Raw genomic sequence first — 13,646 nt, forward strand, 5'->3', positions numbered from 1 at the left:
TCGCCAGCCGATCTCCGGCCCGTGGCTCGATGCCCGACGAACCGTCAGCCGACCAGCCCCCAGGTCCGCTCGGCCGCCCACCGCTCCATCGTGTGCCAGGCGACTTGGGGGCTCTCCGCGTGCAGCGCGTCCAGATCCACCTTCAGGCCCACTTCCTGGAAGTAGCGGAACATCGCGGCGAGGTCCGCCGAGTAGGTCTCCACCACTGCGAGCGGGACCTCGCGGGCGGCGATCTCCCGTCCGCTCGCCGCGCTGATCGCCGCTGCGATCTGGGCGGGGGTGCGCCACTGGGAGGCGAGCTCGATCCGGCGGCCGGCGAAGCGGGCCGGGTCACTCAGGGCCAGCGCGGCGAAGGCGCCGATGTCGGCGGCGGCCACCAGCGGGAGGGGGCTGTCGGCCGGCATCGGGATGGCGAAGTAGCCCTCGCGGAGGGATTCCAGCGTCCAGTCGTTGGCGTAGTTCTCCATGAAGGCGCCCGGGCCGAGCACCGTCCAGGGCAGCCCGAGGGTGGCCAGGTGCTGCTCGATCCGCCACTTGCTGTCGAAGTGCGGGATGCCGGTCCCCAGGTCGGCGTTCATCGCCGAGGTGAAGACGATGTGGCGCACCGAGCCGACGGCCTTCGCCGCGTCCAGCAGTGCGATGCCCTGGCGGACCTCGGTGTCGAAGTCGGTGCCGAAGGGCGTGGACATCGCGAAGAGCGCGCCGGTTCCGTCGAGGGCGGCGAGCAGTGACTCGTGGTCGTCGAAGTCGGCCCGGACCAGCTCGGCGCCGAGCTCGCGAAGCTCGACAGCGGCCCGTGAGAGGGGGTCGCGGGTCAGCGCGCGGACGGGTCGGCCGGCGGCGAGGAGCGCACGGGCGGCGGCGCCGCCCTGGGCGCCGGTGGCACCGGTCACGGCGACCGGCGCGGAGTAGAATTCCTGCGTCATGCAGAGAACGCTACGGGCAGATGTCTGCGTGGCGCAACTATTTTCGACGGAGGCTGCCATGACCCGTGAAGCCCTGCTGGCCGAGCTGCGCGCCGAGTCGCGGCGCTACGTCGCCTCGTACGTGCTGTTCAACCAGGCCGTCGCCGACCACCTGGGCCTGCACCCCACGGACGTGCAGTGCCTCAGCCTGCTCTCGCTCGAACCGGAGGCCGTGACCACCGGGCAGATCGCCGAGCTGACCGGCCTGACCAGCGGATCGGCCACCCGGTTGGTCGACCGGCTGGAGAGGGCCGGCTACGTCACCCGGGAGCGGGACAGCCAGGACCGGCGCCGAGTACTGGTCCAGCTGGTGCCCGAGGCGATGACCCGCTTCGGCGCCCTGTGGCAGGAGCTGGCCGTGGACTGGGACGCCCTCTTCGACGGCGACACCGAGGCGGAGCTCGGGCTGCTGATCCGGCACATGCGCCGCACCACCGAGCTGGGGCGCCGTCAGGTGGCACGGCTGGCGGCCCGCCGCTGAGCCGTGTCCGTCCACCGGGTGGTCGCCGCAGGTCGCGGGCGACCCGGCGTGCGAGAGTGGTAGCGAGCGAAGGGAGCGCCGGGGTGCTCATGGAGAAGGTGGCCGAGATCCTCACCGAGGCATCCGCCGAGGCCGTCGAGCCGCGGTTCCGGGCGCTGGCGGCCGGCGAGGTGATGGAGAAGGCCCCCGGCGACATGGTCACCATCGCCGACCGCGAGGCCGAGGTGATCATCGCCCGGCGGCTGCGCGAGCTGCTTCCGTTGCCGGTGGTCGGCGAGGAGGCGGTGGCCGCCGACCCGGCCCTGGCCCGCGCCCTGCACAACGAACCGGCCTGCTGGCTGGTCGACCCGGTGGACGGCACCGCCAACTTCATCGCCGGCCGCCCCGACTTCGCCGTGATGGTCTCGCTGGTGCGCGACGGCCAGGCGGTGGCCGCCTGGATCTGGCAGCCGATGACCCGCACCTCGTACGCGGCCGAGCTCGGCGCGGGCGCCTGGCGCGACGGCCGGCGGCTGACCCGCCTGCCCGCCGGGCACGACCCCGAGAAGTGGCGCGGGTCGGTCAAGCGCTATCTGCGCCGCCCCGGCCTCTTCCCGGGTTTGCACACCCGAATACCGGCCTTCGGCGAGCTGACGGAGGGTCGGCGCTCGGCCGGCATGGAGTACCCGCTGGTCGCCGACGGCGAGTTGGACTTCCTGCTGTACTGGCGCACCCTGCCCTGGGACCACGCCCCCGGCTCCCTGCTGGTCCGCGAGACCGGCGGCGTCTCGGCCCGACTGGACGGCTCCCCCTACCGCGCCGACCCGCCCGGCGGCGAGGACGGCCTGCTGGTCGCCTGCGACCCGCAGACCTGGGAGCGCACCCGGGCGATCCTGCTGGGGCTGCACGACTAGGGCGTGTCCGGACAGGCACTGGCGCTGGCGCTGACGGCCCCAGAGGCGTCGGCGCAGGCGCTGTCTGTCAGGTGACAAGGCCTGCGCCGATCCCGTTCCGGTCAGTGGCGGGGCAGGCGCAGGGTGAACAGCTGTGGGGTCTGGTTGGTGTCGCCGGGCAGCAGCTTGCTGCCGTCCGCGCCCAACAGCAGGGTGCTGCCCGCCGCGTCGACGGCCGAGCCGGTCACCTCGGTGCCGGCGTTCGCCAGGTCCGGGATGCCCGGCAGGCGCTGGGTGCGGCCGGTGCGCAGATCGCGCCGGTAGTAGCCGAAGCTCTGGCCCGGGGCGCCGCCGCCAGGCAGCAGGTTGCCGGCGCTGGACGAGAAGTAGGACCAGCGGCCGTCGGGGCTCAGCCCGACCATCGAGGAGTCCTGGTCGCCCGCGGTGCCGTCGGGCGCGGTGCTGACCACCGTGGTGGTACCGCGGTCCAGGTCACGCACCATCACCTGACTGGGTGCCAGGTAGTTGTTGTCGAGCGAGGTGAACTCCGCATGGCGGCCGTCGGCGCTGATCATGCCGTCGGTGACGTCCGCGGTGGTGCCGTCCGGCTCGGCGCTCGCCACGGCGGTGCGGCCGGTGCGCAGGTCGTGCGTGAAGAGCGGGTAGAAGCGGGCCTTGCGCGGCGCGGCCTCCTGCCCGGCCGCAGCGACGGCCGACACGGCAGCCGGCGCGGCGGCGCTGCCCGCCAGGCCGCGGTCCCGGGAGGTGAACACCACCCGCGAGCCGTCCGCGCTGATCGAGGGCCGGAACGACCCCGCGGCGGCCGGGGAGCCGTCGCTGTGCACGGAGACCAGCACCGTGGTGCCGGTGCGGCGGTCCCGGACGAACACGTCGGCGGCCGAGTCGGTGTCCCCGGGCACCAGGTCGGCGCGGTTGGAGCTGAAGGCGACGTAGCGCCCGTCCGCGCTGACGGCCGGCTGGGAGCTGCCGCCGACCTGCGGTCCGCCGCCGGTGCCGACGCTGATCAGCTCGGTGTGGTGGCGCCGCAGGTCGCGCAGGTAGACGTTCTCGATCCCCGGGGTGGCGCCCGGCGCGAGGTTGCCGGCGGCCGAGGTGAAGACCACGTACCGTCCGTCAGCGCTGAGCGCGCCCTCGTAGGAGAAGCCGTCGGGCTGGGCTCCCGAGTCGCTCACGTCGGCCCGCTCGACGCGTCCGCTGCGCAGCTCGCAGGCGAAGATGCCGCCGTTGCCGTTGTTGCCGCCCGGCACCAGGTTGGTGGCGAGCGACTCGAAGAGGGCGGTGCGCCCGTCGGCGCTGAGCCCGTCCGGGTAGGAGGCCTGGTCCGGCTGCGCGCCGCCGGGCGCCAGGCAGACCTGCACCGGTGCGGCAGGCGCGGGCGTCGCACCCACCGGCGTCGCACCCGCGGCCGCCAGCGCGGCGGTGACGGCCACGGCACCGGCCGCGGTCAGCATCCTGCTTCGACCGATTCCGAACATGGGATTCCCCTCCCGTATCGGCCGCCCCCGCGGCCGGTCGCCCGACGGCGAACCCCATGAGCCAACCCCCGACGCCCCAACGCGTCAACAGGTCCGGCCCGAACGGGCAGCGCCGCAGCCGGTCCCCGTCGGCTGCGGCGCGGCTGGCTCCGGTCCGGCTACCAGATCATCGGGAGGCGCTCCGGCAGGCGCTTGATGAAGCCCGGGCGCCAGGCGAGTTGGTCGACCGGCAGGGCCAGGCGCAGCGCGGGCAGCCGCTCGACCAGGGCGGTGATGGCGATCTCGGCGTGGGTGCGGCCGAGGGCCGAGGCCGGGCAGAAGTGCTGGCCGCCGCCGAAGGCGAGGTGCGGGTTGCTCTGCCGGTCGAAGTCGATCCGCTCGGGGTCCGGGAAGACCTCCGGGTCGTAGTTGGCACCCTCGATCAGGACCAGCACCAACTCACCCTGCTTGACGAGTACTTCGCCGACCTGGACATCCGCCAGCGCGATCCGGGGCAGCGCGTCCCCGATCGACAGGTTGACCCGCAGCATCTCGTCCACCGCGCGGCCGATCAGGGCCGGTTCCCCGCGCAGGCGCTCGGCCAGCTCGGGGTGCTGGGCGAGCATGATGATGGCGTGCAGCAGGAAGGAGGAGGTGGAGACCGCGCCCGCGCCGAACAGCGAGAGGGCGACGGTGGCCAGCAGCTCGTCGCTGACCTGATCCGAGACGTCCGGCGAGCGGCGCAGCTCGACGAACCGGCCGAGCAGGCCCTCCTTGGGCGCGGGATCGGCGTTGAGCTTCTCGAGCATGTAACCGAGATCCTTGTACCAGTTGGGAGTTGAGCCCTCGAAGGGCTGCGGGCTGGTGATGAAGGCGACATCGATGCCCGACATCAGCCGGCGCCAGTCGTCGGTGGGTACCCCGAGCAGGCGGCAGTGCAGCGCCGCCGAGTACGGCTCGGTGAAGGCGTCCCGCAGGTCGGCCGGGCCGCCCTGGGCGATCACCGTGTCGAGCAGGCGGTGCGCCTCCGCCTCCAGCCAGCCGCCCAACTCCTTGTCGGCGCGCGGCGAGAGAGTCTTCATCACGGCGTTGCGCAGGCCGGCGCTGTTGATGTTGCCCATGTTGTTGACCACCTCCGGCGGGATGGTCAGCGCGTACTGGCGCGGCACGCCCGGGTTGGCGGTGTCCTTGAGGCTGAACCGCTCGTCCTCCAGGACCTGCTTGGCCAGCGCGTAGCTGCTGACCAGCCAGGCCTCGTCACCGGTCATGGTCCGCACCCGGGCCACCGGCTGCTCGGCACGCAGCCGCTCGGCCTCCGGGGGCAGCACGTCGCCGCGCCGGGAGAGTGGGAAGGTCGGCAGGTCGGCAAGAGTCATCAGGGCACTGCTCCTTGGGAGTTGGATGAGATGTACTGAGGGCGGAAGGGCTCAGGCCGCGGCGCTGAGCCGGCTGGGGCGGACCACCGCGTAGCCCTGTTCGGGCTCGGCCCGCAGCCCCTCGCCGCGCCCGAACAGGACGGGCGTGAGCGGGAGTTCGACGTGGTAGCAGGAGATCGAGCTGGCCACGTCGAGCAGCCGCGGGGTGTCCAGGAAGAACGGCAGTTCGGCGCAGATGTACCGCAGCCCGGCGGCCAACTGCTCGGCGGTGACGGTCTGCTCGGGCGCCAGTCGGGCGGCCAGGAAGCCCCGGGCCATGCCCTCGGCCGCCGTCCGGAACTCCGGGTCCTCGTGCAGCGCCTGCTCGATCTCGCCGCGCAGCCGCTGGTAGCCGCGGTCGGGCAGGAAGTCGGAGAGCGCGTGCACGCCGACCCCGTCCCGGCCGGCCTCGGCCACGCCGCGCTCGATCCGCCGCGCGGTGGTCTTGACCTCCTTGGCGGCTCGACGGCGGGCGTGCTCGGGGGTGTAGCCGAAGGCCTCGAACTGGGTGTCCACGTGCAGGTCCGCGTAGACGATGTCCACGCCGGCGAAGAACTCCCGTCCCCAGCGGACGAGTTCGGCTATTCGAGGGGCGCTGAAGTAACTGTTGCCGGGGCTGACTCCGATCAGCAGATGGTCACCGAGCTCCCACACCTGGCGGCAGCGGTCGGAAAAGGGGAAAGCCTCGTACGGGCCGGGCTGAGTCCTCGAGGGCGGGGTGCTCAAGGGCTTGGTGCTGAGGAGCGAATTGCTCATCGCGCGGCCTCCGCGTCGCATGGCTGAGTTCACAGCAAGTCAGGGGAAAGGCCCGGCGCCGAGGGCACCGGGAAAAGCGCGCAGCCGTTCACGGATGCGCGGAAGAATGCAGAAGATGACACGGCGCGCGGGACATCGCGCAGCAGGTGCGACTATTGACGCGCGTTCATCGGAATGTGACGCTGAATTCACGTACGGCGCAGGCCCGAGGCGCGCCGCCGGGGGTGGACACCACGGACGCCGGGGCCGTCACCGGCCGCGCCCGATCGCTACGACATGACGCAGCCACCGCGAAGCCGCGGTTGCGCATGACGGACTCCCCTTGTGCCGCTAGTCCCTGGGAGCCGTGTGCTCCCGGTGTGGCGGCGACTACTAGACGTTATCTCCCGTGCTCCGGCGATACGCAAGTAGTGCCTGGTAGTTGGCTGAATATCGTGCCTCGCTCGGCCGAAAACAGCCCACCGGCTTTCACTGGTCAGGACCGGGTTCAACTGCTTCCCGAAATGCCTCACGGAGTGTCACTGATATGTGTTTTCCTCCGATTCCCGGCGCACGGAATCGGACTCCGACTGTGGGCTGCGGGACTTTCCCTCTCAGCGCATCTCGGCTGCCGTGCGCACCACCTGGTCCAGCAGCCGGGCCAGCTCGGCCTCGGTGGTATGCGGATTGAGCAGGGTCAGTTTCAGCCGGACCAGGCCCTCCGTCACACCCGGTGCGGGCGACGGCAGTTCGGTCCGACCGAGGACGGCCCGGCCGGTGGCGAGCAGTCGGCGGCGCAGCTCGGCGTTGTGGCGGTCGACGGCGGCGGGGTCGGCTCGGGCGGCCGGATCGCGGGGCAGCGCGCGGAACAGCACCGTGCTCAGCAGCGGGTGGCCGTGCAGTTCCAGCTCGGGCCGGGCGCGGACCAGCTCGGCGGCGGCCAGCGCCAGTTCGTGGCAGCGGTCGACCAGGCGGCCCAGGCCGGCCCGACCCAGGGTCCGCAGGGTGACCGCGATCTTGAAGGCGTCGGCCCGGCGGGTGGTGCGCAGCGAGCGGCCGAGCAGACTCGGGTAGCCGGCCTGCTCGTCGTCGGCCGGGTTCAGGTAGACGGCGCGCCGGGAGAGCGAGGCGTAAGTCTCGGCCCGGCGGACCAGGAAGACGCCGGCCGCCACCGGCTGCCAGCCGAACTTGTGCCAGTCCAGCGAGACCGAGTCGGCCAGTTCCACACCGTCCAGCAGCGGGGCGAGCCGGTCGGAGAGCAGCGCTCCGCCACCGTAGGCGGCGTCCACGTGCAGCCAGCTGCCGTATTCGGCGGCCAACTGCGCACAGCGGCGCAGCGGGTCGACGGCGCCGGTGTCGGTGGTGCCGGCGGTGGCGACCACCGCCACCGGGGTCTCGCCCAGCCGCCGGCTCGCGGCCAGGGCCTCGGCCAGCGCCCCGGCGTCCAGTCGCTGCTCGGCGTCGACCGGCAGCGCGACCACGGCCCGCTCGCCGAGACCGAGGACGGCTGCGGCCCGCTGCACGGAGAAGTGCGCGACTCGGGAGGCGAAGATCCGGGGGCGCCGGGCCGGGTCCAGTCCGTCGAGTTCCGGGCGGGACAGGGGTGTGCGCAGGGCCTGGTCGCGGGCCAGTATCAGGCCGAGCAGGTTGGACTCGGTGCCGCCGGAGGTCAGCACGCCGGCACTCTCGCCTGGCTGATAGCCGACCAGCGCGGCGAGTTCGGCGAGCAGCTCGGTCTCCAGCACGGTGGCGGCGGGGGCCTGGTCCCAGGAGTCGAGCGAGGGATTGAGGGCGCTGACCGCCAGATCGGCGGCCACCGCGACGGCCAGCGGGGGGCAGTGCAGATGGGCCGCGCAGGCCGGGTCGGCGGGGTCGGCGGCGCCGTGGGCGAGCAGTTCGGTGAGGGTGGCGAGGGCGTCGGCCGCCGGTGCGTCAGGGCCGGCTCCGGCGGCCAGCGCGCGGGTCACCGGCTCGGCCAGCGACGCGGGGTCGCCGGCCGGGAGCGGGCCGCCGCGCCGCGCGGCTCCGGCGGCCAGCGCGTCCAGCACGGTGGCGAGCAGCGGGCGCAGCGCGGCGGGGCCGTCGACACCTCCGCTGAGCGCGTCCAGGTCCGCCGTCACCTGGTCACCCCGGCGATGGTCGTCCGGTCACCGGTCGTCCGGTCGCCAGCTGTGTAGTCGCCGGTCGTCCGCTCGGCGGCCGCCGCGATCGCGTCGGCGAGCCGGTCGACCACGGCGCGCGCCTGCTCGTCCGTGATGGTCAGCGGGGGCAGCAGTCGCAGTACGGCGTCGTGCCGGCCGCCGAGCTCCACGATCAGCCCGCGCGCCAGACAGGCCTCGCGGACCCGCAGCGCGAGCGCCGGGTCGGCCGGGCGGGCCCCGCAGGCATCCGGCTCGGCGGTGGCGTCCACCAGCTCGACGCCGAGCATCAGCCCGCGCCCGCGCACCTCCCCGATCACCGGCAGCCGCGACTGCAGGGCCGTCAGCTCGGCGGCCAGGAACCGCCCGACCTGCTCGGCCCGCGCCACCAGCCCGTTCGCGGCCACGTAGCGCAAGGTGGCGGCGCCGGCCGCCATGGCGAGCGTGTTGCCGCGGAAGGTCCCGGTGTGCGCGCCGGGCCGCCAGCCGTCGAACTCCTCCCGGTAGACCACCACGGCCAGGGGCAGGCTGCCGCCGATCGCCTTGGAGAGCACCATCGCGTCCGGCACGATCCCGCTGTGCTCGACCGCCCACATCGCGCCGGTGCGGCCGACCCCGGTCTGCACTTCGTCCACGATCAGCGGGATGCCGCGCTCGGCGGTGATCCGGCGCATCTCGCGCAGCCAGTCGTCGGGGGCCGGCACCACACCGCCCTCGCCCTGCACGGCTTCGAGGATCATCGCGGCCGGTCGGACCACGCCGCCGGCCGGATCGTCGAGCAGCCGCTCGGTGTAGACGGCCGCCAGCCGGTGGGCCGCCTCGCCGCCGACGCCGAACGGGCAGCGGTAGGCGTACGGGTACGGCAGCCGGACGACCTCGCCGCCGGTCGGCAGCGGCTCCTTGACCGCGACATTGCCGGTGACGGCCAGCGCGCCGGCCGTCATGCCGTGGTAGCCGCCGGTGAAGGCGAGCGCGCTCCGCCGGCCGGTCGCCGTCTGCATCAGCTTGAGCGCGGCTTCGACCGCGTCGGTGCCGGCCGGCCCGCAGAAGTGCACCCGGGCCCGGGCGGCGAACTCGGCGGGCAGGCTCTCCAGCAGGGCGGTGGTGAAGTCGTCCTTCTCGGCGGTGGCGAGGTCCAGCAGGTGCAGCGGAGCGCCACTGTCCAGGGTGCGGCGGATCGCGCCGAGCACCACCGGGTGGTTGTGGCCGAGCGCGAGGGTGCCGGCCCCCGCCAGACAGTCCAGGTACCGCCGGCCGTCGGCGCCCTCCACCGTCATGCCGTGCGCCCGGACCGGCACGATCGGGAAGGAGCGGGCATAGGTGCGGGCAGCGGACTCCCGGACCCGCTGACGGCGCAGGATCGCACTGCCGGGCGCGGTGGACTCGGTGCTGGGCGCGGTGAGGGTCACAGCAGACTCCAAGATCAGGAGAGTCTAAGATTAGGTAAGGCTAACCTTAGTTCATGCCCTGTCGACTGCCGCGCTGCCCGGTTCAACGACACGGGGCTCCGGGGGTCACGGGTAGGCTCGCGACCATGAACGACGCGCCGCTGGACCATGCCGCCGAACTCGCCCGCACCAGGGAGTTCTTCGCGGTCCGCGCCGCCGACTGGGAGGTCCGCTTCCCCGATGACGGCCCGCGTTACGAGGCGGCGGTGGCCGAGTTGGGGCTGCACCCGGGCCAGGCGGTGCTGGACGCGGGGTGCGGCACCGGGCGGGCGCTGCCCGCGCTGCGCCGGACGGTCGGCCTGGACGGCACGGTACTGGGCCTCGACCTGACGCCCGAGATGCTCCAGCAGGCCGCCCGCGCGGGCCGCGCCGCGGTGGCCGCGCTGGTCGTCGGCGACTGCGGGCAACTGCCGGTGCGCACGGCCGCGTTGGACGCCGTCTTCGCCGCCGGCCTGATCGCCCACCTGCCCGAGCCGGCCGCCAACCTGGCCGAACTCGCCCGAGTGACCCGCCCCGGCGGGCGGCTCGCGCTCTTCCACCCCATCGGGCGGGCCGCACTGGCCGCTCGCCACGGCCGCCGGATCACCCCCGAGGACCTGCGCGCCGAGCCCAACCTGCGCCCGCTGCTGGCCGGCGCCGGCTGGCGGCTGGAGCGGTACGTGGACGAGGACAGCCGTTTCCTGGCGCTGGCGGTCCGGGTCGGCTGACCGGCGGTGGCTGCCGATGGCCCGGCCGCCGCCGCTGCCGGGCCGTGGATCAGCCCAGCAGGTCCAGGATCGGGGTCAGCGCCGCCGGGCGAGCCGCCACCGGGAGGTGGGCGACCTGGTGGAAGGCGCAGCCGAGGGCGGTGGCGCCACCGTCGGCGGCGAGGTGGTCGCCGACCATCAGCACGTCGACCGGGGCCAGCCCGAGGTGGTCGCACGCAGCCTGAAAGATCGTCGGATCCGGCTTCTGCGCGCCGAACTCGTAGGAGAGCAGATAGGCGTCGACGAACTGGTCGAAGCCGTGGCTGCGGAAGACCGGGCGCAGGTCCCAACCGATATTGCTCACCACGGCCACCGGGACGCCCCGACGGCGCAGCTCGCGCAGCGTCGATTCGGCATCCGGGTAGGGGCGCCAGGCGGCCGGGCTCATATGACGGTCGTACAGCGCGTCCGCGTCCAGGCCCGCCAGGGGTGCGGCCGCCCGGGTCAGGGCGGTGTACGCGGCCCGGTGCTGAGCCGATGTCAGATCCCGGACCTCCCAGAGGTCCACGACCTCGGCGGGTAGCTCGCTGGGGGCGACGCCACCGGGCAGCGCGCCGAAGTGCTCCAACCGCCGCACCAACTCGGCGAGCTCGGCCTCGGCCCCGGTCTCGCCCTCGGCCGGCGTGAGGCCCGCGGCGGTGGCCACCGCGGCCACCCACTCCGCGGTCGACTCGACCCGGAACAACGTGCCACTGAAGTCGAACATGACGCCCTTGATCACGGCAACGAGCCTATGACAGCGGTGGGGGCGGGCACCAGAGCAGGCCACTCTCGGCAGATTGGCCCTGTCGAAGCGGTCCACTTGACGGCCACGCTGGGGACATGAATCTCCGTCAGCACTCGCGACCGTCCACCCAGATCACCGACTCCGTCGAGCGCGCCCGGCAGCAGCGGCAGGAGGACTGGCAGGTCCGGCCACTGCTACCACCAGGGCTCCTGCGCCGAACCGTGGCCGTCCTGAGACCGGTCGGCCTCAGTCGTAGTCGCAGCCGCTGACCGCCCAGGCCAGACCGGTGGCCGGATCCTCCAGGGCCAGGTGCAGATGCCAGATCTCGTCCGCCGGCCCGCACCAGGTGAAGCAGCGCATCCGGGCCACCAGGGCGTCCACCTCGGCGGAAGTGCACTGCCCGGACGGGTCGGCCATCGCCGCCAGCACCCGCCAGACGGCCAACCGCCCGCGCGCCGCGCCACCCGAGCGGCCGTAGGCTCCCGCACCCGAGCCGGCCCGCACCAGCGCGGGGTAGGCGGCGGCGAACGGGAGGTAGCCCGCCGTGACCGGTGCGTCGCGAGCGGCGGGGGCGAACAGTGCGGCGGCCTGCGGGGCGGTGCCGCGCACGCAGCGGGCTTCCAGCCACTCGCACAGTCCGCGCAGCGCGACGGTGGCGGGCTGCGCGGCACCGGGCAGTGCGACCGCCGGCTTGGGCAGCCGCAGCGGGGCCAGGCCCTCGCGGCTGTCGGGGAGCGGGAAGTGCGGAGTGGCCGCCGCGCCACCGGGGCGGTAGCTGGTGACCCGGTCGGCGGGCTCCCATCGGGCCTGCTCCCAGGGGCGCAGGGCGAGGGGGACCTCGCAAGGGGAGTCGGCGCCGGGTCGGCGGGCTCGGCCGGCTCGGCGGGCCGCCGGTTCCGCGAGCTCCCCGAGCTCCGCCAGCTCCGCCAGCTCCTCGCCGAGCAGGATCCGGGTGTGGGCGATCAGCGTGCGGACCGGTTCGGCGATCGGCAGCGGGGCCAGCTCCGCCCAGCGGTGCCGGCCGGCCAGCACCTCCCAGAGCGGGCCGACCCAGCCGTCCCGCTCCCCCGCCACCGCACCGGGGCCGGCCTCGGACTCCGCCGCCGGATCGAAGAGCCCCGCCGCGATCGGCGCCGGCGCGGCGAGCGCCAGCTCGTGGCCGAGCGCGGCCGACTCGGCAGCCGCCGCCGGCTCGCCGCCCCGGGCGAAGGCGGCCGCCCTGGTCCGGCGGTAGCTGCCGAGCAGTTCGGTCCAGCGCCCCTGGGGCGACGGCTCGCGGCGCCGCTGCTCCTCGTGCGTGATCATATTTGTCAGCGTACGGTCCACTCGCCGCCGTTTCCTGACACCACGTCAGCTCCGGTGCGTCGCCCACGACCCCGGAGTGCCCGTGGCCTGGAGCGCCCGGGCCGGAGCTGTTACTCGTACTCGGTGCCGCCCTTGCGGGTCAGGTACGCCCCGCTGACCACCTTGGCGATCGCCCGGCCGCCCAGCACCGCGCTGTGCCGCTCCTCGACCGGCCGGACCACCACGCCCTCGCGCAGGTGCAGGGCGCGGCCCGAGACGGTTTCCCGGCCGTCCGCGTGGGCCAGCACCACGGCCGGGTCGAACGGGCCGCGCCAGACCTCGGGGACCAGCGGCAGTCGGCCCGCGAGCAGCTCGGCGGCGGACAGCCAGCGCAGCTGACCGTCGATCAGCGCCGAGACGTCGAAGGCCGCGTAGCCGGGCAGCTCGGTGCGGGCCGAGGTGCCGTAGCCGAGGTCCTGCACGCCCACGCCGAAGACCTCGCCGAAGATCCCGACCCGCTCCGCGCCCAGCTGCTCGGCCAGGCGGGCCGCCACCTCGGCGACGCCGTGGGCCCGTACCGCACGCCAGTAGAGGTTGCGCTCGTCCTCCTTGAGCGCCAGGTACTGGGCGCCGATGCCCTTGGAGGAGACCTGCACCGTGCCGGTGGCGGCGTGGTAGGTGAGCAGGCAGCAGCTGCCGTGCAGCTTCTCGGTCAGCACCACCGGCTCGCCGGGCTCGAAGATGTCGGGGAAGCGCTGCAGGTTCTCGATGTCCACCCAGGGCAGCAGGTCGGGCGCGGCCTCGACGTCGCCGTTCATCGCGGTCGGGATCGGCGGACGCCACTTGGTGATGCCCAGCAGCTCGGCGAAGTCCTGCCCGGTGGCGGCGGCCTCGGCCAGGTCGGTGCCGGCCAGCGCGCGCGGCCGGCAGACGATGCCCTGGGAGAGCTCGCCGCGCAGCCGGACCGCCTTCACCCGGTCGGCGGCCGGGCCGGCGAGCCGGCCGGTCAGCCCGAGCTCCTCGATCAGCTCGGCGGGCAGCACCGACTGCTCGGGTATGTACACGGCGTACTCCCCCGGTGCGGTAGGCGCCCTTGGCCACGACCGCGCGGTAGAGGCCGATCTGGGCCAGCTCCAGCGCGTCGGCGTTCGGGTGGTCGAGCACGGTCAGCCGCTCGGCGGTGACCCGCAGCGTGGACATCGTCTCCCCCTGGTTGCGATCTTGTGCGATTCGGCTCGCGCGATTCGGCTTGGACGAATCGGCGAGCCCCCACTCTGACGGGTCGTCGGCACGTCCGGCCAGCGGTTTTCCCACGATTCGCACAGCTCGGGCAGGGTGTCCGTGTCAATCTGACTGTGTG

11 protein-coding genes and 1 pseudogene are annotated in these 13,646 nt (G+C 73.9%); 3 read left to right on the plus strand and 9 right to left on the minus strand.

Going from position 1 to position 13,646, the window contains the following annotated elements:
• Positions 1 to 44: 44 nt before the first annotated feature.
• Positions 45 to 926: an NmrA family NAD(P)-binding protein gene (locus BR98_RS06975; protein WP_035841168.1), complete on the minus strand. Its 882-nt coding sequence runs from the start codon at positions 924 to 926 to the stop codon at positions 45 to 47.
• 58 nt (positions 927 to 984) lie between these two features.
• On the opposite strand from BR98_RS06975, the gene BR98_RS06980 reads away from it, so the two are divergent.
• Positions 985 to 1,446, plus strand: a complete 462-nt coding sequence (locus tag BR98_RS06980; RefSeq protein ID WP_035841170.1) for a MarR family winged helix-turn-helix transcriptional regulator — start codon at positions 985 to 987, stop codon at positions 1,444 to 1,446.
• A gap of 89 nt (positions 1,447 to 1,535) precedes the next feature.
• Complete coding sequence (locus BR98_RS06985) at positions 1,536 to 2,339, plus strand: inositol monophosphatase family protein (RefSeq protein ID WP_035843338.1); 804 nt, start codon at positions 1,536 to 1,538, stop codon at positions 2,337 to 2,339.
• 101 nt (positions 2,340 to 2,440) lie between these two features.
• On the opposite strand, the gene BR98_RS36080 is transcribed toward BR98_RS06985, so the two are convergent.
• From BR98_RS36080 to BR98_RS07010, 5 genes are all read right to left on the minus strand, one after another.
• Entirely contained in the window at positions 2,441 to 3,814 is a 1,374-nt protein-coding gene (locus BR98_RS36080; RefSeq protein WP_083976072.1) for a TolB family protein, read from the minus strand.
• 158 nt (positions 3,815 to 3,972) lie between these two features.
• Positions 3,973 to 5,169 (minus strand): cytochrome P450, encoded by a 1,197-nt coding sequence (locus BR98_RS06995; RefSeq protein ID WP_035841180.1) that lies wholly within the window; start codon positions 5,167 to 5,169, stop codon positions 3,973 to 3,975.
• 51 nt (positions 5,170 to 5,220) lie between these two features.
• Positions 5,221 to 5,964, minus strand: coding sequence for a tRNA-dependent cyclodipeptide synthase (locus BR98_RS07000; RefSeq protein WP_083976074.1), 744 nt, complete (start codon positions 5,962 to 5,964; stop codon positions 5,221 to 5,223).
• Positions 5,965 to 6,557: 593 nt separating this feature from the next.
• Positions 6,558 to 8,063, minus strand: a complete 1,506-nt coding sequence (locus BR98_RS07005) for a pyridoxal phosphate-dependent decarboxylase family protein (protein WP_035841182.1) — start codon at positions 8,061 to 8,063, stop codon at positions 6,558 to 6,560.
• Complete coding sequence (locus BR98_RS07010) at positions 8,060 to 9,502, minus strand: diaminobutyrate--2-oxoglutarate transaminase family protein (RefSeq protein ID WP_232247261.1); 1,443 nt, start codon at positions 9,500 to 9,502, stop codon at positions 8,060 to 8,062. The genes BR98_RS07005 and BR98_RS07010 overlap by 4 nt, the downstream gene beginning before the upstream one ends.
• Before the next feature lie 113 nt (positions 9,503 to 9,615).
• Here BR98_RS07010 and BR98_RS07015 point away from each other — a divergent pair, with 113 nt between their 5' ends.
• Complete coding sequence (locus BR98_RS07015) at positions 9,616 to 10,236, plus strand: class I SAM-dependent methyltransferase (RefSeq protein WP_035841184.1); 621 nt, start codon at positions 9,616 to 9,618, stop codon at positions 10,234 to 10,236.
• 49 nt (positions 10,237 to 10,285) lie between these two features.
• Here BR98_RS07015 and BR98_RS07020 read toward each other — a convergent pair whose 3' ends face one another.
• The 3 genes and pseudogenes from BR98_RS07020 to BR98_RS07030 form a co-directional block, all read right to left on the minus strand.
• On the minus strand, positions 10,286 to 10,993 hold the full coding sequence (locus BR98_RS07020; RefSeq protein ID WP_157537634.1) for an HAD-IA family hydrolase: 708 nt from the start codon (positions 10,991 to 10,993) through the stop codon (positions 10,286 to 10,288).
• A 255-nt stretch (positions 10,994 to 11,248) separates the two neighbouring features.
• Entirely contained in the window at positions 11,249 to 12,307 is a 1,059-nt protein-coding gene (locus BR98_RS07025; protein ID WP_035841186.1) for a hypothetical protein, read from the minus strand.
• Positions 12,308 to 12,417: 110 nt separating this feature from the next.
• Positions 12,418 to 13,486, minus strand: a pseudogene (locus BR98_RS07030) (RNA ligase (ATP)).
• Positions 13,487 to 13,646: the final 160 nt, after the last annotated feature.

This window comes from Kitasatospora azatica KCTC 9699 (genome assembly GCF_000744785.1).
Taxonomy (GTDB): Bacteria; Actinomycetota; Actinomycetes; order Streptomycetales; family Streptomycetaceae; genus Kitasatospora; species Kitasatospora azatica.

Bases quoted from the DNA above. Each gene is read 5' to 3' on its own strand.
- BR98_RS06975 (WP_035841168.1), bottom strand. From the start codon at position 926: ATGACGCAGGAATTCTACTCCGCGCCGGTCGCCGTGACCGGTGCCACC.
- BR98_RS06980 (WP_035841170.1), top strand. From the start codon at position 985: ATGACCCGTGAAGCCCTGCTGGCCGAGCTGCGCGCCGAGTCGCGGCGC.
- BR98_RS06985 (WP_035843338.1), top strand. From the start codon at position 1,536: ATGGAGAAGGTGGCCGAGATCCTCACCGAGGCATCCGCCGAGGCCGTC.
- BR98_RS36080 (WP_083976072.1), bottom strand. From the start codon at position 3,814: ATGTTCGGAATCGGTCGAAGCAGGATGCTGACCGCGGCCGGTGCCGTG.
- BR98_RS06995 (WP_035841180.1), bottom strand. From the start codon at position 5,169: ATGACTCTTGCCGACCTGCCGACCTTCCCACTCTCCCGGCGCGGCGAC.
- BR98_RS07000 (WP_083976074.1), bottom strand. From the start codon at position 5,964: ATGAGCAATTCGCTCCTCAGCACCAAGCCCTTGAGCACCCCGCCCTCG.
- BR98_RS07015 (WP_035841184.1), top strand. From the start codon at position 9,616: ATGAACGACGCGCCGCTGGACCATGCCGCCGAACTCGCCCGCACCAGG.
- BR98_RS07025 (WP_035841186.1), bottom strand. From the start codon at position 12,307: ATGATCACGCACGAGGAGCAGCGGCGCCGCGAGCCGTCGCCCCAGGGG.